Annotated in this window: 23 protein-coding genes and 2 tRNA genes; 11 read left to right on the top strand and 14 right to left on the bottom strand. The window is 69.8% G+C overall.

What is annotated here, in order from left to right:
* Position 1 precedes the first annotated feature (1 nt).
* The gene (locus tag ACPXBU_RS04970) at positions 2-778 is read right to left on the bottom strand and encodes a hypothetical protein (RefSeq protein WP_393366993.1); all 777 of its coding nucleotides are present in this window, start codon (positions 776-778) and stop codon (positions 2-4) included.
* A 318-nt stretch (positions 779-1,096) separates the two neighbouring features.
* Between ACPXBU_RS04970 and ACPXBU_RS04965 the strand changes: the two genes are divergently transcribed.
* Positions 1,097-2,626 carry a peptide deformylase gene (locus ACPXBU_RS04965; RefSeq protein WP_425756784.1) on the top strand — a complete coding sequence of 510 codons (1,530 nt, stop codon included), beginning with the start codon at positions 1,097-1,099 and terminating at the stop codon, positions 2,624-2,626.
* A gap of 70 nt (positions 2,627-2,696) precedes the next feature.
* On the opposite strand, the gene ACPXBU_RS04960 is transcribed toward ACPXBU_RS04965, so the two are convergent.
* Positions 2,697-3,812: a globin domain-containing protein gene (locus tag ACPXBU_RS04960; protein WP_425756782.1), complete on the bottom strand. Its 1,116-nt coding sequence runs from the start codon at positions 3,810-3,812 to the stop codon at positions 2,697-2,699.
* A 145-nt stretch (positions 3,813-3,957) separates the two neighbouring features.
* Between ACPXBU_RS04960 and ACPXBU_RS04955 the strand changes: the two genes are divergently transcribed.
* Positions 3,958-4,728: a CPBP family intramembrane glutamic endopeptidase gene (locus ACPXBU_RS04955; protein WP_425756780.1), complete on the top strand. Its 771-nt coding sequence runs from the start codon at positions 3,958-3,960 to the stop codon at positions 4,726-4,728.
* 4 nt (positions 4,729-4,732) lie between these two features.
* On the opposite strand, the gene ACPXBU_RS04950 is transcribed toward ACPXBU_RS04955, so the two are convergent.
* Entirely contained in the window at positions 4,733-6,361 is a 1,629-nt protein-coding gene (locus ACPXBU_RS04950) for a hypothetical protein (protein ID WP_425756778.1), read from the bottom strand.
* Positions 6,362-6,507: 146 nt separating this feature from the next.
* Here ACPXBU_RS04950 and ACPXBU_RS04945 point away from each other — a divergent pair.
* A tRNA-Ser gene (locus ACPXBU_RS04945) sits at positions 6,508-6,598 on the top strand.
* Positions 6,599-6,633: 35 nt separating this feature from the next.
* Positions 6,634-6,706 (top strand) — tRNA-Arg (locus ACPXBU_RS04940).
* 78 nt (positions 6,707-6,784) lie between these two features.
* On the opposite strand, the gene ACPXBU_RS04935 is transcribed toward ACPXBU_RS04940, so the two are convergent.
* From ACPXBU_RS04935 to ACPXBU_RS04905, 7 genes are all read right to left on the bottom strand, one after another.
* On the bottom strand, positions 6,785-7,258 hold the full coding sequence (locus tag ACPXBU_RS04935) for a tyrosine-type recombinase/integrase (RefSeq protein ID WP_425756776.1): 474 nt from the start codon (positions 7,256-7,258) through the stop codon (positions 6,785-6,787).
* Between the two features lie 357 nt (positions 7,259-7,615).
* The gene (locus tag ACPXBU_RS04930; protein WP_425757522.1) at positions 7,616-8,878 is read right to left on the bottom strand and encodes a M6 family metalloprotease domain-containing protein; all 1,263 of its coding nucleotides are present in this window, start codon (positions 8,876-8,878) and stop codon (positions 7,616-7,618) included.
* Positions 8,879-9,353: 475 nt separating this feature from the next.
* Positions 9,354-9,770 (bottom strand): hypothetical protein, encoded by a 417-nt coding sequence (locus ACPXBU_RS04925; RefSeq protein ID WP_425756774.1) that lies wholly within the window; start codon positions 9,768-9,770, stop codon positions 9,354-9,356.
* A gap of 69 nt (positions 9,771-9,839) precedes the next feature.
* On the bottom strand, positions 9,840-10,484 hold the full coding sequence (locus ACPXBU_RS04920; RefSeq protein WP_425756772.1) for a response regulator transcription factor: 645 nt from the start codon (positions 10,482-10,484) through the stop codon (positions 9,840-9,842).
* Positions 10,472-11,710, bottom strand: coding sequence for a sensor histidine kinase (locus ACPXBU_RS04915; protein ID WP_425756770.1), 1,239 nt, complete (start codon positions 11,708-11,710; stop codon positions 10,472-10,474). The genes ACPXBU_RS04920 and ACPXBU_RS04915 overlap by 13 nt, the downstream gene beginning before the upstream one ends.
* Before the next feature lie 230 nt (positions 11,711-11,940).
* Entirely contained in the window at positions 11,941-12,888 is a 948-nt protein-coding gene (locus ACPXBU_RS04910; protein ID WP_425756768.1) for an alpha/beta fold hydrolase, read from the bottom strand.
* Positions 12,889-13,070: 182 nt separating this feature from the next.
* Positions 13,071-15,374 (bottom strand): hypothetical protein, encoded by a 2,304-nt coding sequence (locus ACPXBU_RS04905; RefSeq protein WP_425756766.1) that lies wholly within the window; start codon positions 15,372-15,374, stop codon positions 13,071-13,073.
* A gap of 286 nt (positions 15,375-15,660) precedes the next feature.
* Between ACPXBU_RS04905 and ACPXBU_RS04900 the strand changes: the two genes are divergently transcribed.
* From ACPXBU_RS04900 to ACPXBU_RS04885, 4 genes are all read left to right on the top strand, one after another.
* Positions 15,661-16,593, top strand: coding sequence for a GNAT family N-acetyltransferase (locus ACPXBU_RS04900; RefSeq protein ID WP_425756764.1), 933 nt, complete (start codon positions 15,661-15,663; stop codon positions 16,591-16,593).
* Positions 16,594-16,704: 111 nt separating this feature from the next.
* Positions 16,705-17,298 carry a TetR/AcrR family transcriptional regulator gene (locus ACPXBU_RS04895; protein WP_393364650.1) on the top strand — a complete coding sequence of 198 codons (594 nt, stop codon included), beginning with the start codon at positions 16,705-16,707 and terminating at the stop codon, positions 17,296-17,298.
* 26 nt (positions 17,299-17,324) lie between these two features.
* Positions 17,325-17,960 carry a DJ-1/PfpI family protein gene (locus ACPXBU_RS04890; protein WP_425756761.1) on the top strand — a complete coding sequence of 212 codons (636 nt, stop codon included), beginning with the start codon at positions 17,325-17,327 and terminating at the stop codon, positions 17,958-17,960.
* A 15-nt stretch (positions 17,961-17,975) separates the two neighbouring features.
* Positions 17,976-18,644 (top strand): lysophospholipid acyltransferase family protein, encoded by a 669-nt coding sequence (locus ACPXBU_RS04885; protein ID WP_393364645.1) that lies wholly within the window; start codon positions 17,976-17,978, stop codon positions 18,642-18,644.
* Positions 18,645-18,702: 58 nt separating this feature from the next.
* On the opposite strand, the gene ACPXBU_RS04880 is transcribed toward ACPXBU_RS04885, so the two are convergent.
* Both ACPXBU_RS04880 and ACPXBU_RS04875 read right to left on the bottom strand, forming a co-directional pair.
* The gene (locus tag ACPXBU_RS04880) at positions 18,703-18,978 is read right to left on the bottom strand and encodes a hypothetical protein (RefSeq protein ID WP_425756760.1); all 276 of its coding nucleotides are present in this window, start codon (positions 18,976-18,978) and stop codon (positions 18,703-18,705) included.
* 96 nt (positions 18,979-19,074) lie between these two features.
* Positions 19,075-19,716 (bottom strand): hypothetical protein, encoded by a 642-nt coding sequence (locus ACPXBU_RS04875; protein ID WP_425756758.1) that lies wholly within the window; start codon positions 19,714-19,716, stop codon positions 19,075-19,077.
* An 81-nt stretch (positions 19,717-19,797) separates the two neighbouring features.
* Here ACPXBU_RS04875 and ACPXBU_RS04870 point away from each other — a divergent pair, with 81 nt between their 5' ends.
* A complete protein-coding gene (locus ACPXBU_RS04870) occupies positions 19,798-20,529 on the top strand; it encodes a maleylpyruvate isomerase family mycothiol-dependent enzyme (RefSeq protein ID WP_425756756.1) in 732 nt (243 codons plus the stop codon).
* On the opposite strand, the gene ACPXBU_RS04865 is transcribed toward ACPXBU_RS04870, so the two are convergent.
* Positions 20,480-21,079, bottom strand: coding sequence for a GAF domain-containing protein (locus ACPXBU_RS04865; protein ID WP_425756754.1), 600 nt, complete (start codon positions 21,077-21,079; stop codon positions 20,480-20,482). The two genes, ACPXBU_RS04870 and ACPXBU_RS04865, sit on opposite strands and share 50 nt — an antisense overlap.
* Before the next feature lie 451 nt (positions 21,080-21,530).
* Between ACPXBU_RS04865 and ACPXBU_RS04860 the strand changes: the two genes are divergently transcribed.
* Both ACPXBU_RS04860 and ACPXBU_RS04855 read left to right on the top strand, forming a co-directional pair.
* On the top strand, positions 21,531-23,144 hold the full coding sequence (locus ACPXBU_RS04860; RefSeq protein ID WP_425756753.1) for a serine/threonine protein kinase: 1,614 nt from the start codon (positions 21,531-21,533) through the stop codon (positions 23,142-23,144).
* A gap of 412 nt (positions 23,145-23,556) precedes the next feature.
* On the top strand, positions 23,557-25,101 hold the full coding sequence (locus ACPXBU_RS04855; protein WP_393364623.1) for a non-reducing end alpha-L-arabinofuranosidase family hydrolase: 1,545 nt from the start codon (positions 23,557-23,559) through the stop codon (positions 25,099-25,101).
* Positions 25,102-25,200: 99 nt separating this feature from the next.
* Here the strand turns inward: ACPXBU_RS04855 and ACPXBU_RS04850 are convergent, their stop codons facing one another.
* Positions 25,201-25,692 (bottom strand): class I SAM-dependent methyltransferase, encoded by a 492-nt coding sequence (locus ACPXBU_RS04850; RefSeq protein WP_425756750.1) that lies wholly within the window; start codon positions 25,690-25,692, stop codon positions 25,201-25,203.
* Between the last annotated feature and the right edge of the window lie 120 nt (positions 25,693-25,812).

Below are 25,812 nucleotides of genomic sequence, written 5' to 3'. Positions count from 1 at the left end.
GCTAACGGACGCAGCAGCCCTGGCAGACCTTGGGCCGGGGCAGGGTGAAGGCGAGGCAGCAGGTGCGCCGCTGCACGCTCGGCTCACCTGTCGGCCCCGGCACCAGCTCGATCAGGTCGGCCAGGTCGAGCGCGCCGAGCAGGGTGTCGATGCTCTGCACCGTCGAGCCGGGCAGGCCGTCGGCGGCCCGCAGGATGCCGTGCGCGATGCCGGAGGCGACCGAGCCGAGCAGCGTCCGGGTGCCCACCCGGACCTCCGACTGGATCGCCGTGATGAGCGGTGCGAGGTGCGCGTCGAGCAGTGCGGCGCGCAGCGCGGCCAGCAGCTCCGCCTCGTCGGCGACGACCCGCACCTCCGGCAGGCCGGCGAGCGCCAACGGGTCGTTCGGCAGCACCGCGACTGTGGTCCCCCGACGCAGGCCCATGGTGAGCAACTGCCGGTGGTCCTCGAAGTGGATCAGCACGTCGGCCGGGTCGACGAGCGGCACCCGGCGGGCCGAGGCCCAGCCGAGCACGACCGGCAGCGACGTCCAGTAGCTGTACGACTTCCAGGCCAGCGCCGCGCACGCGTGCGGCGTGCCACCCCAGCGGGTGGCGGCACCGTGCAGCAACTCCGGCAGCCGGCTGCCGTCGATCAGGGTGGTGGCGGGCGCCCAACCGAACTCGTCGTCGACAACCAGGCCCCGGGCGAGCCCGGGTACGTCGTCGGTGCCGAACATGGCCCGCAGCGCCGCGGTGACGGGGGCGAGCGGCGTGGCGACGGCGTCCCGCCTCGGCATCACCGCTGTCACCTGAGTCATCCCCCGTCTGCGTGACCGGGAGTGCCCCGGCGGACGACTCGTGCCGTCCTGAGCTAAGGCTAGCCTAACCAGGCCGTCGACCGTAAGGGAAGCCTCACCTTGGTCATATTCCGGCGAATGTCACACCCGTCCGACGGGAGTGGTGCGTCGCTTACTACCCGGAGTCGCCCCTGGGAAACGCTGCCGCACCATCGACGACTGTCGGTGGATTGTCAAGCGGTGTGTCGAAAACATGCCAGTTGCGTGTGTGCTCGCGCACAGAACGTGAAACTTAATGCCCCGGCCACGAGGAAGCTGATGACGACCTCACCCCTCGAACGGGCTGCCGACTCCTTCGCGGCCGAACTCGCCCGGCAACGGACCGGGCGCGGGCTCTCCAAGAAACAACTGGCCATCCTGATGGGGTTCGACCCGTCCTACGTGAGCCACGTCGAGGGACGCCGGCACCGCCCCACCGAGGACTTCGCCCGCCGGGCCGAGGCGGTCCTGGAAGCCAACGGCGCGATCTGGCAGCGCTTCCGGGAGTACGACGACCTGCGGCACGCCCGCACGGGTCAGCCGCACCGCGAGTCGCACCTGCCCGGACAGTGGCTGCCGCCCGGCACCGGCCTCGTCGTGGAACGGGAACTCGCCACCCTCACCCACACCGACGGCGGTTACCGGTGCATGATCCACCGGGAGCTGTACAACGCCGGGACCGAGCCGGTCACCCGTTACCTGATCCGGGTCGCCGTCGACCGCTATCCGAACGATCCCGGCCGCTCCAACCGGCACCACCGCGAGCACCAACTCACGTTCGCCGAGCTGCAACTACAGGCCCGCCGAGACGACGGCGGCGGCGAACCGGAGCCGATGCACTGGCGAGCCAAACACGACCGGGACGCGTTCAAGGAGGTCTGGCTGCTCTTCGAGAACGGGGAACGGCGCTTCCCGCTCTACCCGGGCGACCGAGCCACCATCGAGTACTCGTACAGCGTCGGGCACGAGAAGTGGGGTCCCTGGTTCCAGCGGGCCGTCCGGCTACCCACCCGGCAACTCGCCGTACGCCTGGATCTGCCCGCGGCGCTCGACCCGCAGGTCTGGGGCGAGGAAACCTCGCTCTCCACGGAGGAGGGCCCGCTGCGGACGGCGCCGCAGCGGCACGACGAGGGCGACCGGGCGATCTACGAGTGGCAGACCGACGACCCACCCCTGAACGCCCGCTACCGGATGCAGTGGCGCTTCCGCGCCCGCCCGGAAACCGAACCCGACAGTGCCCCGAGCGGTGTCCGGGTACGACCCAGCGACCGGATGCGCGGCCTCGGCATCGTGCAGCGCGGCGACGACCTGCTCCGCCAGCGCGCCCGCCCGTTCGACCTGCCGGCGGAGGAGCACGTCGCGCGGGACGTCGTCGACCGGCTCACCACGGCCCTGGCCCGACTCGACGAGCTGCACCCGTTCAGCAAGGGGGTGGGCGTCGCCGCCCCACAGTTCGGCATCGGCCGGGCGGCGGCCGTGGTGCGGCCCCCCGACCGGTTGGCCGAGCCGGTCGTGCTGCTCAACCCACGGGTTGTCGACGCCGCCCCGGACACCGACGAGCAGTACGAGGGCTGCCTGTCCTTCTTCGACCACCGAGGTCTGGTGCCCCGGCCGCTGCGGCTGGACGTGGAGCATGCCCAGTGGGACGGCAGCCGGATCATCACCTCGTTCGAGTTCGGCATGGCTCGGCTTGTCGCACACGAGATCGACCACCTGGAGGGCCAGCTCTACGTCGATCGGATGGCGCCCGGCGTGCCGCTGGTGCCGGTCGAGGAATATCGGGAGACCGGGCACCCCTGGCGCTACTGACGGACGAGGGGGACCGGGGCGCGTGCCCCAGGGGGCGGGGGCACGCGCCCCGGTGTGGGGGGAGGAACGTCTAGAGGTCGCCGAAGGTGTCGTAGCGGATGTGCGGCGGCGGCACCTCGTCGGCGGCGAGCACCCGCAGCGTGGACCGGACCATCCGGGCCGAGCCGGAGACGTAGCAGTCGTGCGCGGTCCACGGACCGTACCGGGCCACCACCTCGGGAATGTCGCCCAGCTCACCGTCGAAGTCCGGGTCGTCGCTGCACGCCGCGGTGACCGACAACCACGGGTGTGCGGCGACCAACTCCTGCAACCCGTCCAGGCCGTAGAGGTCCGCTGCCTGGCGAGCACCGTAGAAGACGTGCACCCACCGGGTGCGGTTGAAGGTGGCGAGATCCTCCACCAGCGCCTTGATCGGTGCCAGGCCGACACCGCCGGCCACGCAGAGGATGTCCCGTTCCGAGGAGCGGTCCAGGGTCATCGACCCCATCGGCGCCGCCAGGCGGAGTAGCTCGCCCGGCCGCACCCGACGCACCAAGGCACCGGACACCCAACCGGCCCCCGGCGACCGGACGTGGAACTCCAACACGTTGTCGTCGTTCGGGGCGTTCGCCACCGAGTAGTTCCGCCACTCCCGGGGGTGGTGGCGCGGCACCTCCAGGCTGACGTACTGCCCAGCCTGCCAACGCAGTGGATGCTGCAACGCCTGGCAGGTCAACACGGCGGTGTCCGGGCCGTAACGCTTGTGGGTCAGCACCTCGGCGTGCCAGAACGGCGGGCCGTCGTCATCGGCCGCGCCGGCCACCATCAGGGCGGCGACCGCGTCGTACGCCTCCCGCCACGCCTGGTCGTACTCCAGGTTCCAACCGTCGCCGGCGATGCGGCGCAGCGCGTCCAGCAGCGCGGTGCCCATCGTCGCGTAGTGCCGATCGTCGACGTGGTACTTCCGGTGGTCGCGACCCAGCGCCCGGAGGAACTCGGCGAAGGTCTCCGGGTCGTCGACCGTGTGGATCGCCCTGATGATCGCTTCCAGCAGTCGGTCGCCCTGGCCGGTCATCTGCACCGGAAAGAGGTGCCGCAGGGCGGGGTCGAGCAGGAACACCCGGGCGTAGAAGTGGTCGGTCAGTCGGGCCCGATCGTCCTCGACCAAGGTCCAGCTCTCCTTCAGCAACCGTGCGAGGTTGTCCACGAGGCGCTCCTCCTCCAGTCGACAGCGGATCGGGCGCCCATAGAATCTCCACGGAGAGTGTCGACTGGTCGCACAGAATGTGCGATCGGCTCATGCTGGTCGGTCGGCCGTGCCGCCGGTGCCACTCGTCGGGCAGAGTGGTGCGGTGACAGTTGAGCTGACCCGCCCGGTGTCCCGCCGCCTGCTGGGCACCGAAACACTGCTGGTCCTCGGCCTGTCCCTCGGCCAGTCGGCGGTCTACGCGGTGGTCTCGATCATCGCGAAGCTGACCGCCGAGGGCCCGCTCTCCAAACAGACCGCCTCGCTGAACACGTCGGCGTCGACCCGGCCCTGGCTGGACCTCACCTACCAGCTCCTCGGCATCGTGTTCGCGCTGCTGCCGGTGCTGCTGGCCGTACACCTGCTCAGCCGTGACCCCGGCGACCCGGCGCGGACCCTCGGCGTGGACGCCCGGCGGCCCGGCCAGGACCTGGCCCGCGGCGCCGGCCTGGCCGCGCTGATCGGCCTGCCCGGACTGGCTCTGTTCTTCGTCGCGGCCCAGCTCGGCCTCAACGCCACGCTGGTGCCGGCCGCGCTGCCGCAGGTCTGGTGGGCGGTCCCCGTGCTGATCCTCGCCGCCGTGCAGAACGCCGTGCTGGAAGAGGTGATCGTGGTCGGCTACCTGATCACCCGGCTGCGCCAGCTCCAGTGGCGGCTCGCCGCGATCATCGCGGCCAGTGCGCTGCTGCGCGGCTCGTACCACCTCTACCAGGGCTTCGGCGCGTTCGTCGGCAACGCGGTGATGGGCGTGATCTTCAGCCTCTTCTACCTGCGCACCCGGCGAGTGCTGCCGCTGATCATCGCGCACACCCTGCTCGACGTGGTCGCCTTCGTCGGCTACGCGTCGCTGCCCCGGGAGTGGTTCGACTGGCTCTGACGGATCAGCGCCGGTAGACGGCCACCGTCCGAGCGGCGAGCCGGTCGGCCGCCGCCGCGTCACCCAGCGCCGCCGCGAGGACCGCCGCACCCGGCAGCAGCCGAGCCACCAGCCGCAACGCCACCCAACCGCCGGCCTGCGCGACAAGCGGCGCGGCCAGCCGCCAAGCCGCCTCCGCGGCCCGCGGCCACGCCCCCTCGACCGGGTCGCCAGCCGTCTGCGCCGCGGTCAGCGCCTCCCGCGCGCTCGCCGCGTCCGGGTGCACCTGGGTCAGCACCAGCAGCTCGACGGCCCGGTCGGGATGGGCCGGATCCCTGCCGTACACCGCCGCCAGGTGCAACACCAGGTTCGCCTGCGTCCACAACACCGAGGCCAGCTCGGCGAGCGGCGCGAAGAAGCCAGCAAGCGCCGCGGTCGCCCCACCCACGCCCGCCGCCCGCACGTACCGCCGGGTCACCATCCGGGCCAGGCCGTCCGCCGGAGCGTCCGGATACCTGTCCCGCAGCCGCGCGGCCCACTCGGCCGCGCCGGGCCCGAGCGACCGCACCGCGGCAAGCGCCAGCAGCTCCGGCGCGAAGCCCGGGTGATCGAGCACGCGCGCGGCGACCGCCCGCAGCTCCGATTCCGGGGTACGCCCCAAAGCCGGCACCGGGTCACCGACCAGCACTGGGGTCGCCGGGGGTTGTGGTGTCGGGGTGGGTTCGGTGGGTGTGGCGTTCTGGGGCGGGGTTGCCGCGGGTTGTGGTGTCGGGGTGGGTTCGGTGGGTGAGGCGCTCCGGCGCGGGGTCGCCGCGCGCTTGGCCGCCGAGGCAGTGCGTCTGGCCGGGGTGGCGGATTGCGTGGTTGGGCTGGTCGCGCTCGTGGTCGGGGCGGCGCTCTCGGTCGGGCTGGCTGCCTTCCTGGTCGGGGTGGCCTTCCTGGTCGGCGCGGTCGCCGCGCTGGCCGGGGTTGGCGCCTGGCCGGTCGGCCTGTCTGTCGTGTCGGTCACAGCTGGCGGAGCCGGGGCGGTGCCGGTCGATTTCGTGGCCTTCCGGGCGGTGGCCTTACGCGGGGTGGCGCGAGCCGACGGCGTGCGTGCCGACATTGCGGCGGATGGTTGCCGACCGCCTGCGGCTGGATCGGCCGCCTGGTCGGCGGCGGCTGAATCGGCCTGGTCGGCGGCGGGCGGCGTCTCCTCGGGCGGACCGGGCTGGTCAGCGGCGGGTGGGGTCTCGTCGGCCGGGCCGGTCCGGTCGGCGGTGGGTCCGGGCTCCTGCGGCGGGCCGGCCTGGTTGGCGGCGGGTGTGGCCTTCTTGGGTCGGCCGGCCTGGTCAATGGCGGGCCGGGCCGTCTCGGATGGGCCGGCCTGGTCGGTGGCGGGTGCGGCGTCCTCGGGTGGGGCGCTCGGTGCGGGGGACGATCGGCGCGGCTGCCGAGGCAGCGGGCGGTCCGGTTCCGGAGGCTGGAAGAGCACCGCCGGGGCGGCCTTGGCCCGTCGAGGGCGCGGGCTCGCCGGAGCGGCCGCCGGCGGTGGCACCGTCTCCCCGGGCTGCTCGGTGGCGGTCGGAGGTGTGAAGGTGGGCCGCGGGGAGCGCCGACGCGCTCGTTCAGCAGGCTCTCGACGGGTCGACTCGCTGGGCGGCTGCTCCTGCATATCGATGGAGCGTAGTCCCGATCACGCCGTCGCACAGCGCCGAAACACGGGGGCGGGACGGCCCTGGTCGGCGTACCCCGGAAGTCGTTTTGCTCCGGGCGGGTGGCGACCTGTATCCTCGGGCGCGGTGGTCTGCGGATCACCGGGGAGACTTCGCCTAGTCTGGTCTATGGCGCCGCACTGCTAATGCGGTTGGGGTCTTAAAGCCCCTCCCGGGTTCGAATCCCGGAGTCTCCGCGCGAAAGCCGGGTGTGTAGACTGGCTGAGCACGAGCGCCCGTAGCTCAATGGATAGAGCATCTGACTACGGATCAGAAGGTTAGGGGTTCGAGTCCCTTCGGGCGCACAAGATCATCAAGGGTCTGACCTACGGTTGAGTAGGTCGGGCCCTTTTTGCTGTCTGGCTCTTCGCGACCCGTGGGTGTCACGTGGGTGCGATGTGGGTGTCGTCGTTTGTGTTGACTTGCCGCCGCGCTTCGGCGTCTTGACCTGCGACTTCGTGCCGTGAGCTGGGGTGGGTGCACCCGTTTCGGTCGGGGGTTCGGCCGGTTCTTGCGGGCCCTTTCTTGATCTTTCTGCGGCTGCGGCTGCGGCTGCGGCTGCGGCTGCGGCGGGCTGAGGCGAGGACGAAGCGGGCGGTGGCGTTGGCGTTGGCGCAGCAACGTTGTACGTCGGGTAGGACGCTGGTGTGGGTGTCGGCGGTAGTGACGATGCTGGCGTGTCCGAGTAGGTCTTGCAGGGCTTTGAGGTCGAGGCCGGCTTCGTGGGCGAGGGATGCGGCACCGTGGCGCAGGTCGTGCAATGCGACCGGGGGCAACTCGGTGCGTAGGACGAGTTTGTGGAATCGGGTGGTGGCGTAGTTCGGGTTGATGGGTGGTCCGTCGGTGCGGAAGAACACGTATTCGCTGTCGGGTCAGGGTTTGCCGTCTTCGGTGGCTTGGGTGCGTTGGTCGAGTCGCCGACGTCGGTGCGCGCGCAACACCTGCACTGTGCGTTTGTCGAGGGCGATGGTGCGGTGGCCAGCGGGGGTTTTGGGGCTGCCTTCGACGTTTTGGTAGCCGGCGGTGGTGCGGTTGCGCTCCACGGTCAGTTCGCCGTGGTCGAGGTCGATGTTCGTCCAGCGCAGTCCACAGGTCTCGCCGCGGGTCCCATGCCACGTTGGCCTCGGCGTACGACTCTCGGCTGGCTGACCCGGGCGCGTCCGGCCCGCCCGGGAAAGCATCCCAGGCGGGCCGGACCAGCGGCTATCCGTGTGTTAGGGAACAGTGACCTGGACGCTGCGGTTGGACCCGGAATGCCCGGTCACCCGGACCGTCACGCCGGCGACGGTGACGGCGTGATTGACGGCCGTGAGGGTGGCATTGGCGAGTTCGGCCGCACGCGCGTCGCAGCCGGCGATCGTCGAGTTGGGCAGCCTGTCGGCGACGCGGATCGGCCGTGGACCGTCCGGGACGGGGGTGTTGCTGCCCGGCGGGATGCCGCCCCCGCCGACCGTCGTGGTCACCCGGTACACGAGCACCCCCGGTTGGAAGCAGGAAGAACTCACATCGAGCTGGCTGACCTGCCGGTTCTCGACCACGACCGCGTCGCGCTCGCCGGTGCGGACCACCAGCGCCTTGGTGCCGCCGCTCGCGCCCAGCGGCGTCAGCGTGGCGGGCGTGCTACCCGAGCCGTCCTGGCAGACGATCTGGGTGTCGGCCAGCCAGCCGAGCTTCCACTTGTGCCAGGCGAACAGATCGGGCGCGGGACCGGAGATGAGCCCCATCAGGTCCCAGCCGCCGGCCGCCTGGTGCTGGTCGGCGGCGTACGCGTAGAGGTCCGGCAGCCCGAAGACGTGGCCCGTCTCGTGGTTGAGGACCTTGTAGCCCCAGTGGGACAGGTCCTGTCCGAACGTAGCCCCGTGTCGCAGCTCGACGCCGTCGGCCCACGCACCCCAACCCACGCTCGCGATGAACGACGGCGAGTTGGGTAGCGACGACGCATTACTCGGGGCCACCACGTAAACGAGGTCGTACTGGCTGAAGTTGATCGCTGGGTCTGCGACATTCACCGCGTCCTGCACGTACGCCCGCTGGACGTTGAAGTCCACGTTGTATCCGCTGTACGTGGTCTGGGAGTTCGGCAGCTGACGCCACACCGTGTCGAAGGTGAGTTGTAGCGTCACCCCGCCATACGAGGACTGGCTGAACCAAGCCGGCGCCCCCGACAGCAGTCTCTTCCGCTGCGCCAACTCGCCAGCGGGCGGAGTCACACCAGGAAACCCTACGAACAGTACGATCCCCCGCAACGTACCGGTCGGTTGGAGCCAGCGTCCGTAGTCGGCCGGTCCCTCATGCTCGTTGTAGACGTCCGCAGCTGGTAACAGGCAGTCCGTCGGCGACGCCGGAACCGCCGCGGCCTGGTTCGACCCGGCCGGGCCGGCTGTGGGCGGGGCCGATGCCGCCGGCACCGCCGTGATCCCGAGAGCGACGGCGACCGCCCCCGAGATGACAGCGGCAGCCTTCGATCGGAGAGGCATTCGCATCCAGATCCTCCTATGCGTAGCGCCAAATGCTCTTAGCGCCAATCCTGCCAACGGGTTTGCTGGGTTCGCGTCGGCAGAAATTGCCTAGTTGCTGGGGCGGCTGCGGTCGTGTTTCGTTCGGACGCGGACGCGGACGCGGACGCGGACGCAGGCGCGTCGGTATCTCTCGGCGCTGGTCATTGGGGTTCCCAAGCGCAACGGTTGGGCCATCGCGGAGCAGGTCGGGGACATGTGTTCGCTGAGCGCAGAGGCTTTCGAGCCGACGGTGCCGGCAGCACGTGTGGGTGATGGCGTCCGCTCGAGCCAGGTGGGTCCGTCCGCTCGACGACAAAGCTCAGCGGCGACCAGGTCAAGCCGGCGGTAGGGCGAAGGCGGCGTCAGCCGACAGGACGAGCAGGCCGGAGACGATGGGCGACATGGGCCGACAGAAGTCTTGATCTTTGCAAGGCAGGGGCGGGAACCATTCGTTCTAGGCCAGGCAGTGCGCCCACACCACGACCCTCGACGGCCCGTGGCCGCTGTCGCGGATGGTGAGAATCCCGAGCTCCACCCGCTGCCCAAACGAGCCGGGGGCCAGGCAGGTGGGACGGGTGCCGCCGTAGGTCTCGCCTGCGGCGTCGGTCCACGGAATGTCCGCTACCAGCGGTAGACCCTCGCCGTCGCGATCCCCACCGTCGGCGGTAAAGCCGATCGCCGTACCGTCGGAGTTCACCGCGGTCACCGTTCCCTGGACGATGGCTGGCTTGCCATTGTCGGCAGTCATGCCCCAGGTCGCCGCCCCGCCCAGTAATACGCCGGCGACCACCATGAGGAGTAGCGCCCAGACCGGAACCCGCAGAGAGCGGGACAGTCCCGGCGGCACGTGACCTGTGGCAGGTGTCGTCATTGCCGCAGTTTAGTGATCCAGCCCCGTCCGTTGTGGACGCTCGGCCTTGGTGGGGCAGAGGCCAAGGACTCAGCCTTCCAGGTAGGCGAGGACCGCCAGGACGCGGCGGTTGTCGTCCTCGGAGGGCTTGAGACCGAGCTTGGTGAAGATGCTGTTGCTGTGGTTGCTGACGGTTTTCTCGGTGACGAACATCCGGGCGGCGATCGCAGCGTTCGAGCGGCCCTGGGCCATCAGGGTGAGGACCTCGTGCTCGCGTGGGGTCAGCTCCAGGAACTTGGGGTCGCTGGAGCGGTGGGTGAGTAGCGCACTCACCACGTCGGGGTCCATAACGGTGCTGCCGGTAGCGACCTGCCGGACACTGGCGACGAATTGCTCGACGTCCGTAACCCGGTCCTTCAACAGGTAGCCCACCGCGCCCGCGCGATCTGACATCAGCTCCCTGGCGTAGATCTGCTCGACATACTGCGACAGCACCATGATGGGCAGCCCTGGAATCTGGCGGCGGGCCTCGATCGCGGAACGCAGCCCCTCGTCGGTGAAGGTCGGCGGCAATCGCACGTCGACGATGGCGACGTCGGGGCGGTGCGTCGTCAGCGACCGGATCAGCGCGGGGCCGTTGTCGACGGCTTCCACGACCTCGAATGAATTGGCCCGCAGGATCCTGATCAGGCCCTCGCGGAGCAGGGCGAGGTCCTCGGCTATCACGATACGCACGGCAGTGACATCCTCACCTCGGTAGGTCCGCCCGGCGGGCTGTCAACGGTCAGCGTGCCGTCGAAGGCCGCCAGGCGACGGACGATGCCGCGCAGGCCCGTGCCGGAATCGATCGAAGCACCCCCACGGCCGTCGTCGGACACCAGCATCGTCAGTTCCCCGGCAGCGCCGCCCCGGTGGGGTGCGAACTCCACGGTGATCCGGATCTGCTGGGCCTGGGCGTGCTTGATGGCGTTCGACAATGCCTCGGCGACGGCGAAGTAGGCCGCCGACTCGATCGGGGCCGGCAGCCGTCCGGGTAGGCGGGTCACCACCGTGGTCGGGATCGGATTGGCCAGGGCCAAGGCCTTGAGTGCGCCGTCCAGGCCACGGTCGGCAAGTACCGGCGGATGGATGCCTCGTACCAGGTCGCGCAGCTCGGTGAGGGCGCTGGAGGTCGACTCGCGGGCCTCGGCCAGCAACTGCTGGACGGCCTGCGGATCGTTGGGCAGTAACTGTTCGGCCAATCCCAGGCTCATGCCCAGCGACACCAGCCGGGCCTGCGCGCCGTCGTGCAGGTCGCGTTCGATTCGGCGCAGTTCACCGGCCTGGGTGTCGACGGTCTCAGCTCGGGAGGTCGCCAACTGTTGGACGCGGGCCCGCAGGCGCGCCTGTTCGGTGGGGCCGAGCAGAGCGCGGATCACCCGAGCGTTGAGGTTCGCGAGGCGCACCGCGGTGACGTACCAGAGCAGAAGGAAAACCGGACCGAGCGGTACCAGCCCGAACGACTGCGCGACGCTGTGCAGCCGGAAGCCCTCCCCCAGCGGAGTGCGGAATACCTGAGAAGGCGTCAGTTGGTAGATGAGCGGATAGGTCAGGTAGACGACTCCGAGAAGGAAGAACAGCAGCGACAGTCCGCAACTCAACCAAATGGTGATCGAGTTGACCGCCAACCAGATCCAGTCCCGCCACGTCGCCGGGTCGCGCAGGATCGTCCAGAGCCGCACCGGCCACCCGGCGTCCGGCGTCGGCTGATAGGGCCGGGCGGGCACCGGTTCGCCGAGCCGGTCGGCGGCCCACTGGCGATGCAGGTCGGCAAACCAGCGCACCAGTACGGTCGCGAGCAGGGTCAGTGGGATTCCGACGCCAAGCGCGGCGACCGATATCGAGGTGATCCAGAGTGTGGCCAGCACGGCACCTAGGGCCGCGCCCGACAGCAGCACCAGCGACCAGCCCAGCAGGCTCATCCGCTGGGCCAGCGCGGAGCGCGGATTCGTACCGCTGCTCGTGACGCGACCCGGCCCGGAGCCCTCCCGCGAGGGCGAGGAACCGCCGGACCTGGCGGTTCCGCTGTTATCGGTCATCTCACTCCATCATCGCGCATCGTGCCGTCTCCGCGGACTTGTTGACCGAGAACGCCGGGGCGGCGCCGGTCAACCAGGCCCGTCGGTCCCGTCGGCCGTCGGCCCGATGGCCTTTACTTGACGCTGGTGGTCATCTGTTCGATTTCCCTGAGCACCAGGGCGGGCTTGTCCTGGGGAACGTCGTGCGAGCTCCCCTCGGCGATGACGAGTGCGCGGTCGGGCCCCGCCTTGGTGAACGCCGCTGCCGCGTCGCGCCAGGCCTGCGCGTCCTGCGGAGATCCCTCGAAGGGCGTCTTGTCCGACACGATGTAGATGACGGGAACGCCGTCGGGCCAGGAGACCTTGTGGTACGCCTGGTGCGTGGGACCGAAGTTGTCGGCCGTGGCGATGAGCTGGCGGTTCGCCTTCGTCGACGGCGCCTTCTTGAGCTCTTCGATCTGCGGTGTGGTCAGCGCGACGAGGCGTTGGGTCTGGGTGTCGGTGAAGAATTGCGGCACGTTGGCATCGACGAGCACCGCCCCGGAGACAACGCCGGGGTTCGCGAGGACGAAGTAGTGGGCCACCTCTCCGGCCTGCGAGTGGCCCGCGAGGACCACGTTCTGGGTGACGCCGAGTTCACGCAGACCGGCCTGCAGGTCGGAGGCGGCGGCCTTCGGGTCCCATGGGCCCTTCACCTCCTCACTGGCGCCCAGACCGGCCCGGTCGTAGGTGATGATCTGCGATCCGGTGGCCTGCGACAGCTGCGGCACCAGGGCATCCCAGTACGAGGAGTCCTCGCCACCGCCGGCGTCCAGCACGATGGTGGGAGAACTTCCGGGCGTGACGTGGAAGGCAAGCTGATGCCCGTTGTTGGCGATCATGTGCAAGCCCGCTGCGGGGGCCGCACCTGCCGGGGCGGCCGCGCTTGTCGAGGTCGAGGGAACCGCGGCTACCGAACTGGCCGCGGGCGGGGCCTTCGGCGCCGCCGAGTCAGCACACCCGGCGACTGCCGCTGTCACGGCGACGGGAAGGACGAGGGCCAGGGCGGCCCGCTGGAACCGGAAGATCTTCTGCGTGGTCATGGAAATGAGCTTCCACGGTTTCTAGATCTTGCTCGATCCTGCTGCCGCCCAGTCGGGTTGGGAGTTACCCCTACCCTCGCAGCGCCCGGCTGAGCCGCACCTGCCGAACGCCTGACGCTCGGGCGGCGGTGGGCCCCGGTCGCACCGGGACCCGCCGCCGCCGCTCTGTCCTAGGGCGTGTCCTATCGCGTGCCGATGGTGACGGCGCGCCCGCCGGGCCGGTACAGCAGCAGATGGTCCGCGCTGCCGGTCTGCCCGAAGTCATAGGCGACGATCCGGTCCTGGGCGTTGCGCAGGTCGAACCAGCCGACGCTGCCGACGCCCTGGTGGGAGACGTGGACCGCCGAGTACGTGTCGGTGGGGTCGTGCCGCACCATGTCCAGGTAGCCGGTGCCGGGCCGGTAGACGGCGAGGTGGTCGGCCATGCCGGCGTGGGCGTAGTCGAAGGCGACGATGCGGTCCCGCGGGTCGGCGAGGTCGTAGCCGCCGATGCCGCTGGACGACATGAGGTGCGGCCAGAAGGTGTTGCCGGCCGCGTGCCCGACGATGGTGACGAGCCCGGCGCCGGGGCGGTACAGCAGCAGGGCGTCCTGCTTGCCGGTGTGCGCGTAGTCGTAGGCGATGACCTGGTCGTTCGGGCTGGTCAGGGCAAAGCCGTCGATGCCCTGACGCGACCCGACGACAGTCGTGAACGGCCCCGCGGCGCTGTGCTGCAGGATGAACAGCACGTTGTCGCCGGGCCGGTACGCCACGAGGTGGTCGAGCTTGCCGGTGTGCTCGTAGTCGTAGGCCACGAGCCGGTCCTTCGGCGACGCCAGGTCGTAGCCGCCGATGCCGCTGGTCGAGGTGTACACCGGCCAGAAGCTGCCGTCCGACGCGTGGCCGACGACGTGCACAACGCCCGTCCCCGGCCGGTACAGCACCAGGTAGTCCTGCCGGCCGGTGTGCGCGAAGTCGTAGCTGATGATCTGGTCGTTGGCGCCGGTCAGATTGAAGCCGCCGATCCCGTTCGTGGACCTGAACACCGTCTCGAAGCTGGGCCGCTCGGTGCCGACCGTCGTCTTCCGCCGCAGCACGTAGACGATCCCGGTGCCCGGCCGGTAGACCAGCAGGTGGTCGAGCCGCCCGGTGTGCTCGTAGTCGAACGGCACCACCCGGTCTCGGGGATCGGCCAGGTCGTACCCGCCGATCCCGCCCTGCGACTTGAACGGCACCCGCAGGTCGGGGTTGGTGAACGCCAGGCTCAGGTCGTCGTAGAGCGTCACGTCCTTCTTGACGAAGCCCTCCTCGGTGACGACGCCGTACGGGTTGTTTTCGGAGTCGCGGTACGAGAACAGGACGAGCGGGCCGGTGTAGTCCAGCGCCTGCCACATCCGGACGCCCTTGACCAACTGGTCCCGTTTCTCCGACCACCACGAGGCGGGATTGGGGTAGATCAGCCCGTAGCCCCACTCGGTGCCCCAGATCTTCTTGTCCGCGTCGCCCCTCCGCACCATCACGTCGCGGACCGCAGCGAGCTCACCACAGATCTGCCCGGGCGTGTCATCGGCCGGCGGTCCGAACAGGTTCTCCCAGGGCGCGCCACACTTCGGCGTGTCCGGGGCGTCGTGCATGTCGGAGTACGGATGATGGGCGACCGCATCGAACGTGTCCTTGTAACCGTGGGCGTAGCCCCAGTCCAGCCACGCCGACGGCGACCTCGCCGCGCTGAGCCCCGCCGACCCGCCGGCCAGCACATAACACTGGCCGCACGTGGTGTGGATCTCCGTGGACGCGATCCTGACCAGCTCCCAGTACCGGGCCAGTGTCGCGGTCGCGTCGGCGGCCGGGTCGTAGATCCCGTCCCCCGGCCGGATGACGCCGTCGTCCCCGTACACGCCGTCGTACTTGCCGAAGCCGACGATGTTCGGCTCGTTCCACACCTCGAAGGCGTCGACGATGGGCGGGGTGCCGGGCGGCGAGCCCGGCGGCGGCCCGTAGTGCTGCACCGTCTGCTCCACGAGCGTCTTCCAGCCCTCGCTGTCCATCGGCAGCCAGGTCTCCGGCGGGTCCTGGTTCGGTTTCTCCGTCCAGCCGTGGCCGCCGTTGAGCCAGCTGGGCGAGCCGAACAGGGTCACGAGCGGTCGCATGCCTTTGCGGTGCGCCTCCATCACCACCTCGTCGAGGTGGTCGAAGTTCATGGTGATGGCACCCGTGACATCGTCTTTCGACGCGAACGTGTGAAAGTCGGTCCATGCCCTGATGATCGGCGTGCGGCCCGGGACGAACCCCTGCATGCGGTCCAGATGGTCGCCGATAGCGCCCGGGGTGTCGAACTTGAAGCCGACCTCGGAGAAGCCGACGTCACGGTTGCTGTAGGGGTAGCGCGACTGCACCGGGTCAGCGGACGCCGGGGCGGCGTCGCCGCCGGCGGCGACGAAGACCGTGGCCGCCAGCGCCATGAGGGCCGCCGCCGACAGGGAGACCGGGCGTTGTGCTCGGATCATCGGTGACCGTTCCCGCCTTCCGCTCAGAACGCGCCGTGAAACGGTCGCTCATACACGCGGACCCGGGGCGGACAGGCTTGTCACCGTGCAACGCACCCGCGGCGCCCCATGCTGACATCCGCGTGCCAGCCGCCGCGCGAGGAATGTAGCTGATCTTCGATTCGTCAATCAAGAGCGTAAGGTGAACAGCTCACTACCGCCCGTACGGTGAGCGCCGGTCGGCCCCGGACCAGCGGAGCCCCTCGGCGCGCGCGGATCATGGGCTGAGTTTCGCTAGCCTCTGCAGGTGATCTCCTATCGCGCCACCGCAGCCGCGGACCTCGACCGCGTGACCCCGTGGATCGTGACCGAGCCCGTGGGGTGGATCCCCGCCGACCGTTACCTGGCCGAACTGGCCGAGGACATGTACCGGCCGGAATGGACGTGGATCGCCGAGCACGACGGCCAGGTCGTGGGACGGGCCTTGTGGTGGGGGCCGAAGGGCAGCCCGCATCCGGTCGCGCTCGACTGCCTCGACGTGGATCCAGCCGTGGGCGACCGTGCCGCCGTCGCCGCCGAGCTGATCAGGGCCGCGCTGGCCGGATTCCCGGAGCCGGTGGAGTACCTGATCGAGGTCACCGGTGGTTGGCGTGACGATCCGGCCACGTTGGCGGCCGTGGAGTGGCGGCGGGCGGCGGCGCATGCGGCGGGCCTCACCCGCGAGGTGGAGCGGCTGCAGTTCGAGTGGGCACCCGCCGACGGGGCGCCCCCCGCGGCCGGCAGGCTGCGGTTCACCGAGGCCTCCGACGAGGAGTTCCTCGCGGTGTTCAGGAGAATCGCCGAGGGCAGCCTGGATGCCCAGACCCGTGCGAGCCTTGCCGCCAAGGGCGTGGACGCGACCGCGCGCGAGGAGATGGGCTTCTATCTCGGGGCGCCGGGCAAGCGGGAGTGGTGGCGGATCGCCTACACGCGCGAGGGCGAGGTGGCGGGCCTGGCGATTCCCTCCGCGACCCCGTACAACGTGAACGTCGGCTATCTCGGGGTGGTGCCGGAGTTCCGGGGGCGCGGCTACGTGGACGAGGTGCTCGCCGAGATCACCCGCCTTCACGCGACCAACGGGGAGTCGCGCATCACCGCCACCACCGACATGGGCAACGCGCCCATGGCGGCCGCTTTCCGTCGCGCCGGGTATCGCAACACGGGGATCCGGATCAACCTTTCCAACGACGCCCAGCCCTAGGGCGGTGCCGACATCGCGACGCACGAGCTCGGACCGCCTCGCCGACGTTATGGATCGCAGGAGATAGCGACGCGATAGACACCGTCTACGTCGACCTGGTAGACAGTGTCTATGCCGGAGTCGGACGGGGGTCTTCGCGCTCGCCTGGTCGAGGTTGGTGTCGACCTCGTGACGCGAGAGGGCACACCAGCCCTCTCGTTGCGCGAGATCGCCCGTCGAGCGGGGGTGTCGCATGGCGCGCCCCGTCGTTACTTTCCCAGCCACCACGCCCTGCTCGCCGCCATCGCGCGGGAGGGCTATCTGCGCCTCGGTCGGCAGGTCACCGACGTGGTCGGCGACGACGACGGGGACCCGTACGGGCAGCTACTCGCACTGGGCCGGATGTACCTGGAGTTCGCCCAGGCCAACCGCGGCATGTTCGAACTGATGTTCCGCCACGACCTGTTGCGGGGCAACGGCATGGGCCTGCGGGAGGCCAGCGGCCCCCTGTTCGGAGTTTTGGTCGACCTGGTCACCAGAGCCTCACCCACACCGCCCGGCGGCCCGGCGCCTTCGGTCGTCGCCGGCGCACTGTGGGCCAACCTGCACGGCATCGCCCAACTCTGGCTGTGGGGCAGCCTGCAGACGGTGATGGAAACCGACGACGCCGAATCGCTGCTGCACGCCGCGCTGGACGCGCATCTCCGGCCGACACGCAGCCTCTGATCAGCCACCTCACGGGAGCGGCCCAGATGCAGATCGCCATCCTTCTCTTCGAACGGTTCACCGCACTCGACGCCGTCGGGCCCTACGACGTTCTGTCCCACCTGCCCGGCGCCGAGACCGTCTTCGTCGCGCAGCACTCGGGTCCGGTCGTCAACGAGGTGGGCACCCTGCGTCTCACCGCCACCGCCACCCTCGCCGACGTACCGAGACCAGACGTCATCGTGGTGCCGGGCGGGCCGGGCTGGCACGCCCAGATGATCGATGGCCCGGTACGGCAGTGGCTGCGTGCCGCGGACGAGCACAGCACGTGGACCGCGTCGGTGTGCACCGGATCGCTCCTGCTCGCCGGGGCTGGCCTGCTCACCGGTCGTCGAGCGACCACCCACTGGCTGGCGCATGACCAACTGGCGCCGCTGGGCGTCGTCCCGGTCGCCGAACGCGTCGTCATCGACGGCAAGTACCTGACCGCCGCCGGGGTTTCCGCCGGCCTGGACATGGCATTCACCCTCGCCGGACGCATCGCCGGCGACACCGTCGCCCAGACCATCCAGCTCGCCCATGAATACGATCCCCAACCGCCCTACCGTGCCGGTTCTCCGGACCAGGCCCCGCGTGGCATCGTCGACGCGCTGCGCGCCCGCCGCAACGCCATCCTCTACTGACAGCGGAGGGGACACATGCTGCTGCAAGCGACCGTGCGGCTGGTGATCGCACCGCTCGCCCGGCTGCTCTACCGGCCCGTCATCGAGGGGAGCGAGAACGTCCCGCGGCGCGACGCCGTGATCCTGGCCGCCAACCACCTGTCCTTCATCGACAGCATCGTGATCCCACTGGTGACGCCGCGACCTGTCGCATTCCTCGCCAAGGCCGAGTACTTCCGACAGCCCGGAATCAAGGGATGGCTCACGCGTACCTGCCTGACCGGCATCAACGCCATCCCGGTGCAACGAGGCGGCCACCGGGCAGCCCAGACATCGCTACAGGTCGCCCTCGACGTCCTCGCAGACGGACGAGCCTTCGGCATCCATCCGGAAGGCAGCCGGTCACGCGACGGGCGGATCTACCGCGGCCGTACCGGCGTCGCCTGGCTCGCGCTCGCCTCCGGCGCTCCGGTCATCCCCGTTGCCGTCCTCGGCACCGACCGGATCCAGCCCGTCGGTGCCCGACTCCCCCGAGTCGGCCGGATAACCGTGCGCTTCGGCGCGCCGCTGTACTTCGCGCAGCCTCCGACCGGCAGTAACGGCCAGACCCGACGCGCTGTCACCGACGAAATCATGGCCGCAATCCAGGATCTGTCCGGTCAGGAGCCGGCCAACCGCTACAACGAACTGTCGACAGGTGCCTAGCGACCGACGAACGCCCGCAAGTCGGCCGGTCTGCGCCGGTACGAGCGGCGCCCGTCGGTCACTGGGCCCGCACGCCCGGTACGCCTGCTATCCGGCGCTGCTCCTCGGCAACCATTGCCATGAAGCTGATCAGCACGGGCAACGGCAGCTCGCCGACGTCCAGGAGCACGCGCGGGTCCGCGGACGCCTCGTCGGTGAACAACACCGTCATGAGGGCCGGTCCGAGCCCGTCGCTGGCGAGCTCGGCCAGCTCGATTGCCTGGGCGTCATGCATGGCGTCGACGTAGGCCATGACCTCGAACCGTCGCTGACCATGATTCAGCTCGATGCTCACCCACGAATCATCTCCCGCGTGCCTCCGTTATTGACAGCGTTGGTGACGGCAACCCCCGACCGCGTGCGACGGACTGGCGCACCTGTGCGCGGAGTGTCAGCGTGCCCGGCTGACGGACACGACCCGCGGGTCCGCGGAGTAGCGGCGAACGACGTCGTCGGCGTCGCCAGCGGTGGCACCGGGATCGAACAGCACCTCCAGGCACGACGGTTGCAACTCCTCCAACCCGAAGCCCTCGACCACCTGATGCGGGTCGAAGCGGTGGTTCTCGCGTACCAGCTCAGCAGCGGACTCCCCCTGCCGTACGCAGACCACCGCTTCGGGTTGAGGACCACCCCAGGCCAGTGCGGGAGCCGCCACACCGATGGTGAGCACCACTGCCGAACCCACGCCGATCACTGTCGTCCGGCCAAGCCCTGGCCGGCTGGCCGGCGAGATCACCGCGACCAGGGCGGACAGCGCGTACACCCAGAGAGCCCGCTTGTCCGCCGAGTCATGGAGGGCCAACGCGACGACGCCGGCCCCGACGGCATGGGTGACCAGGCTGATCCTCCGGAACCCCGGTGAGTCGACGAGCGCCGCCGGTATCGCGGTAAGCGCACCGAGCACCAGGAAGAGCACGACCAGCCCGTACGCACTCCATTCGTGGCGCGCGTCCAGGGCGAGCAGCACGAGGGCAACCACGAATCCGCAGACGACGAGCGGCGGACGGAGGAGCGCCAGGAGGCGTACGACCATTGGAAGACCGTACGCGAAGTGGCCGACGTGGATAAGGTTTCTCCTCGGCCGTGCCCGGGAGAACTCAGTATGGTGATCTCTATGCCCGCGCCGTCCTTCGCGGATTCCCCCACCGGCCTGCTGCCGCGCGTCACCGAGGCTGCCGGCCGGGTGCTGGCGACAATTGAACGCCTGGGTGAGGACGAGGTACGCGGCCCGTCCCGGCTGCCGGGCTGGAGCCGCGCGCACGTCATGGCTCACCTCAACCGGGGCGCTGACTCCCGGGTGCGGCTCCTGGAATCGGCCCGGACCGGCCGGGTGATCCGCCAGTACCCGGACGAGGCCTACCGGGAACGGGAGATCGAGCAGTGGGCGGGTCGTAGCCTCGCGGACCTTGTGGCGGACTTCCGGGTCTCGGACGAGCGACTGCGCGCCGCCATCGCGGACCATCCGGCCGACTGCTGGGGGCGCAACGTCCGTTGGCTCGGTGCGGAGGAGCGCAGCGTCGACGACGTGGTGCCCAGCCGGCTTCGTGAACTGGAGGTCCATCACGTCGATCTCGACGCCGGATACGGGCCGCGAGACTGGCCGGATTGGTTCGTCCAGGCCGAGCTGCCAGGTGTTGTCGACAGTCTGCGGGATCGGCCGGAGGTCCCCGACCTGCGACTTGTCGTCTCGGGGGAGGACGCGGCCTACCAGTTCGGGGCGCGGCCGACCAGGACGGTCGAGGGTGAGTCGAGTGTGCTCCTGGCGTGGCTGACGGGGCGCGGTGACGGCGGAGGCCTCACCGTCGAGCCGGCTGGCCCCCTGCCGCAGCTGCCCGACTGGAAATAGGAAGCGCGGTCGCCTCGTGCAACTGCCGGGCGAGGCTGGCGGTGCTATCGCAGAGCCTCGCGTTGGCCAGGGCCACGGCGGCGTACGCGGCGAGGGTTTCCAGCACGGTGATGGTGTCGTCGTCGAAGGCGAGCGGGGTACGGGCGTGGACGTTGAGCGCGCCGACGACCGCCTCCTGGACGGGCATTCCGATCGACACGGAGCTGCCCACTCCGATGCTCCTGGCGCGCTCGCCCCACTCGGGCCAGCGGTTCTCGGTGCCGAGATCGGGCACGGAGAGGACGGCGCCGGTGGTGGCGGCGTCCAGACACGGGCCGCTCCTCGGGGCGTACCGCGGCTCGTCCAGGTCGAAGGCCAGGTCGCCGGCGGACGCCGCGACGTGCGCGGCCTCCCCGCGAAACAGCGTGACCGACACCTCCACCGGCACCGGCAGCACCCGTTGGGCCATCTCCGCGACGTGTTGCAGAACGTCGTCGAGGCTGGTCTCGCCGAGCGCGATGCGGCCAAGTTCGGTGAAGGCGTCGGTTGGGTCCATCGGTGAGTGGGTCATCGCGTCAGGTCCTCACGACCGGCGTGCCCGTCGGGGAACCAGATAGACGGTCTGGGTGGGCACGCGGATGGCAGCCCGCGGATCGTGGGCCACTGCACGGACCCTTAATGGGCGGAGCCGGGACCAACGCCGGTTGCTCGACGCCGATTCGCCACATCCGCAAAGACGGGTGTGAACTACAGGTACCCGACGATACTCCCGGCCGTCAGTCGGCGACCACGAGCGCCTGGGGTGCGGCGGCCTTCATCCGGGTACGCGGCGGCCTGACCACGCCGGCACCCGCTGCGGCATCCGCCCCCACGGCGTGCCGACGGGTCACCTCGACGTGTGGACGGCATCGACGGGGGTTGGTGGGCGGACGATAGGCTGCGGGCGGCAGTCGAGTGACCTAAGGGGAACGGGTGACAGGCGGAACGGTTCGCGCGGTGATCGCGGTCTGCGGGCATCCGGCGTGAGCAACGGGTTGCGTCCCGGGGACCCGGCCCGCCTCGGTGGGTACGAGGTGCTCGACCGGCTCGGCGACGGGGGCATGGGCACTGTCTTCCTGGCTCGGTCACCGCAGGGCCGACAGGTGGCGGTCAAGGTCGTCCGTCCGGAGTTCTCGCATGACGAGGAGTTCCGTGGGCGGTTCCGAAGTGAGGTGAACCGCGCCCGCCAGGTTCCACCGTTCTGCACCGCCGAGGTCCTGGACGCCGACCCGGACCACAACCCGCCGTACCTGGTGGTGGAGTACGTCGAGGGCCCCAGCCTGGCCCAGGTGATCAGGGATCGAGGGCCGCTGGGGGTCGCGCAACTGCACAGCATCGCGGTCGGGGTGGCTACCGCGCTCACCGCCATCCATGGCGCCGGGGTGATCCACCGGGACCTGAAGCCGGCGAACGTCCTGGTCGCGCCGGGTGGGATCAAGGTCATCGATTTCGGCATCGCGCGAGCTTTCGAGGCGACGAGCCACCACACCCGGACCAACCAGATGGTCGGGACCGTCTCGTACATGGCTCCCGAGCGGTTCGACGCGACGTCCGGCCGCCCGGTGGGCCCGGCTGCGGACATCTTCGCGTGGGGTGCCCTCGTCGCTCACGCCGCTACCGGCCGCAACCCGTTCGGGGGCGACTCCCCGACCGCTGTCGCGATGCGGATCCTCACCCAACCGCCGGACCTGACCGGCCTCGGCGGTGCGCTGCGGGAGTTGGTCTCCCGGGCGCTGGAGAAGGATCCCGCTGCCCGGCCCACCGCCCGGGAGTTGCTCGACGGGCTGTTGACCGCGGCGAATCAGGGGAATGCGGACGCGACGGCCCAACGCCTGGCGGAGATGCCGACGGTGCGTGCGGCGCAGGCTGGCGGTGGCGCCGACCAGGGGCGGCGTGCGAAGTCCTCCGGCCCGGCCGGTCGCGCGGGCTCGGGCCGGCGTGGCTGGCTCATCGCTCTGGGCTCGGTCGTCGCGGTGGTCGCGGTGCTGGTGCCCGCCTTCCTGTTCGGCCCGCGTCTGCTGGATGACAAGGCTGGACCTGCCCCGACCGGCTCGAAAGCGGCCGGGAGCCCGGCGACGGGCGGGGCGTCGGCGTCCGCGTCCACGCCGGCGGCGACTACGCCAACCAAGCCGCCGTCGGCCGCCGCGGACCCTACCGAGGCCATTCTGGCCGGACAGCGGCGAATCCTGGTGCACGTTGTGGAGATCGACCGCGATCTGTCGTTGCCGTCGGACGGCGAGATCGCGGTCGGCGGCGGGACCGGCAAGGACGCGCTCTTCGTGCTCGAACCGGTAGGTGTCAACTTCATGATCAAATCGACGAACCCGGAGATCGCCCACCGACCGTGCCTCGGGGTCGAGCGGGACGGTGAGGGAGACAAGTCGCTTGTGGGAGCCGACTGTCGGCCGACCAAGGCAACCCTGTTCGCGATATCCCCGGAGGGCAGGGATGACAAGGGGCGCACCTCCTACGTCATCTCCAACACGGAGTACGGCGTGGTGCAGTGGAGCCCGACCCTGAGCGAGATCTACGTCGAGTTCATGGGTGACGCCCCGGTCGACACCACCTTCAGCCTTGTCGACCGAGGCGCGGTCTGAGGCGGGGGTACCCCGACTGAGGTTGCCCAAATAATGGGCAAACGTCGATGTTAGCGCCAACGCGGCGGCTCCTCAAGGGCTCTCGTCGCGGTCGGTGCTGACGAGCTGGGGGCAATGCCCGCAGAGGTTCTGTGGGAGGCGATCTCGTCCTGGGCCACGACCCGTCACCGCCTGATGTTCCCAGCACGTTACGTCTTGACGAACGGCATGTTATCGCTCACAGTCGATGGCTAAGGACGACGACATCCATGGCTTACCGGGGAAGCCTGCTTCGTCGACCCTCGAATCGGTCGTGCGTCAGGGCATGTAGGCGTGTTGTTAGCGCTAACTTCCCCGACACATCGCCCGGACACGCGTCGCGGTGCGCCCACCCTCGGGCAGGCCGTTCGGCTTTGGTCACTGAAGGAGGATCATGTCTGCCCTCGATAGGTCTCCATCGATCGCACCGCCGTCACGGCGGCGTTGGTGGTTGCCCCGCATTATCGCCGCCGGCGCGGCGGCGGTGCTGGTCGGCGGTGCTGCCGTAGCGGTGGTGTCGTCACCCGCCGCCGCGGCGACCGTCGACACGAGCGCGTGGTACGTGTTGATCAACCGCAACAGCAACAAGGCCCTGGACGTGTACAACCTGGCCACGACCGACGGTGCCCGGATCACCCAGTGGACGCGCAACAACGGCAACCAGCAGCAGTGGCAGTTCGTCGACTCCGGCGGTGGCTACTACCGGGTGAAGTCGAGGTTGTCGGGCAAGGTGCTCGACGTCTCCGGCCGCTCGACCGCCGACGGCGGGCCGATCGTGCAGTGGTCCGACAACAACGGCACCAACCAGCAGTTCCGGTTGGCCGACTCGGACAGCGGCTACGTCCGGCTGGTCAACCGCAACAGCAACAAGGTGATGGAGGTGCAGGGCGCCTCGACCGCCGACGGCGGCAACATCGTGCAGTACGCCGACTGGAACGGCACCAACCAGCAGTGGCAGCTCGTCCGCGTCGATGGCGGGAGCAACCCCACCACGCCGCCGCCGTCGTCCCCGCCGCCGGGTGGTGTGTGTGACCTTCCCTCGACGTACCGCTGGTCGTCGAGTGGCGTGTTGGCGACTCCGAAGTCGGGTTGGGTGTCGCTCAAGGACTTCACCGTGGCCCCCTTCAACGGCCAGCAACTCGTCTACGCCACCACGCACGACTTCGGCAAGAGCTGGGGTTCGATGAACTTCAGTCTGTTCTCGAACTGGTCGCAGATGGCCTCGGCCACGCAGACCGGGATGAGCTCGGGGACCGTCGCGCCGTCGTTGTTCTACTTCGCGCCGAAGAACATCTGGGTGCTCACCTACCAGTGGGGGGCCGGGGCGGCGTTCCACTACCGGACCTCGACCAACCCGACCAACCCGAACGGCTGGTCCGCGGCGCAGCCGATGTTCACCGGGAGCATCACCGGTTCGGGTACGGGGCCGATCGACCAGACGGTCATCGCCGACGACACGACCATGTACCTGTTCTTCGCCGGCGACAACGGCAAGATCTACCGGACCAGCATGCCGATCGGGAACTTCCCCGGTAACTTCGGCAGCAGCTACACGACCATCATGAGCGACACGCAGAACAACCTGTTCGAGGCCCCGCAGGTCTACAAGCTGCAGGGTCTGAACAAGTACCTCATGATCGTCGAGGCGATCGGTTCGACCGGCCGCTACTTCCGCTCGTTCACGGCCACCAGCCTGAACGGTACGTGGACGCCGCAGGCCGCGAGCCAGAGCAACCCGTTCGCCGGCAAGGTCAACAGTGGCGCCACCTGGACCAACGACATCAGCCACGGTGAGCTGCTGCGCACCAGCGCCGACCAGACGATGACTGTCGACGCCTGCAACCTGCAGTTGCTCTACCAGGGTCGTTCCCCCAGCTCCGACGGTGTCGACTACGGCCTTCTGCCGTACCGGCCGGGTCTGCTGACCCTGCAGCGCTAACACCGCCTGATCGCGAAACGGGCGGGCTCGGCATTCGCCGAGCCCGCCCGAATCGTGTGGCCGACGTGCGGTGCCAGGAGCACCGCGATCAGCCCAACCTCATTCGACGGCGGTGCCGGTGACGCAGGTGAGCACCTGGCGCTGACCACGAGTGGCGCTCGACGTGGTCGTGTCGAAACCGTGGGATTCGAGCAGCAGCCGGGTCGTGGTGAGGTTCGCGGTGGCGTGTGCGGCCGTGGGTCGCTCGCCGAACACGTACAGTCGCCCGCCCGGGGCCAGCAGGCTTCGCATCCTGGCGATCTGCTGCGCCGCGTCGCCCAACCAGAAGAGGCTGACGTTCACCGCGAATATCTTGGTGAAGCGGTTGGCGGGGAGGTCGGCCGACTCGAACCCGGCACATCGAATCTCGGCCCTGCCGGCGCTGACGTGGTTCAGGTTCCGTTGGGTCGCGAGCCGCACCATCGTCGCGGCGCGGTCGATGGCGACGATCCGGCCGGTGGTGAGTCGGCTGGCGACCAGGGACACCGCGGCCCCCCGACCGCACCCGATCTCCAGCACCTGGTCGTCGGGTGCGACGGCCATCGTTTCCACTGCCCAACGTTGCCGGTGGGCGGTCGTGGCCCGGACCGGCTCGTCCGCCGCGAAGGCGGGGCCAGCGCCCGGGGAACCCGGATCGCGGTCGGAAAGGGTGGACCTCACGACGTCACCCGC

The sequence above is a fragment of the Micromonospora sp. DT231 genome, from assembly GCF_049847025.1.
Classification (GTDB): Bacteria; Actinomycetota; Actinomycetes; order Mycobacteriales; family Micromonosporaceae; genus Micromonospora.
The sequence above is the reverse complement of the archived record's forward strand: the minus strand, read 5'-3'. Positions and strand labels throughout refer to the sequence as shown.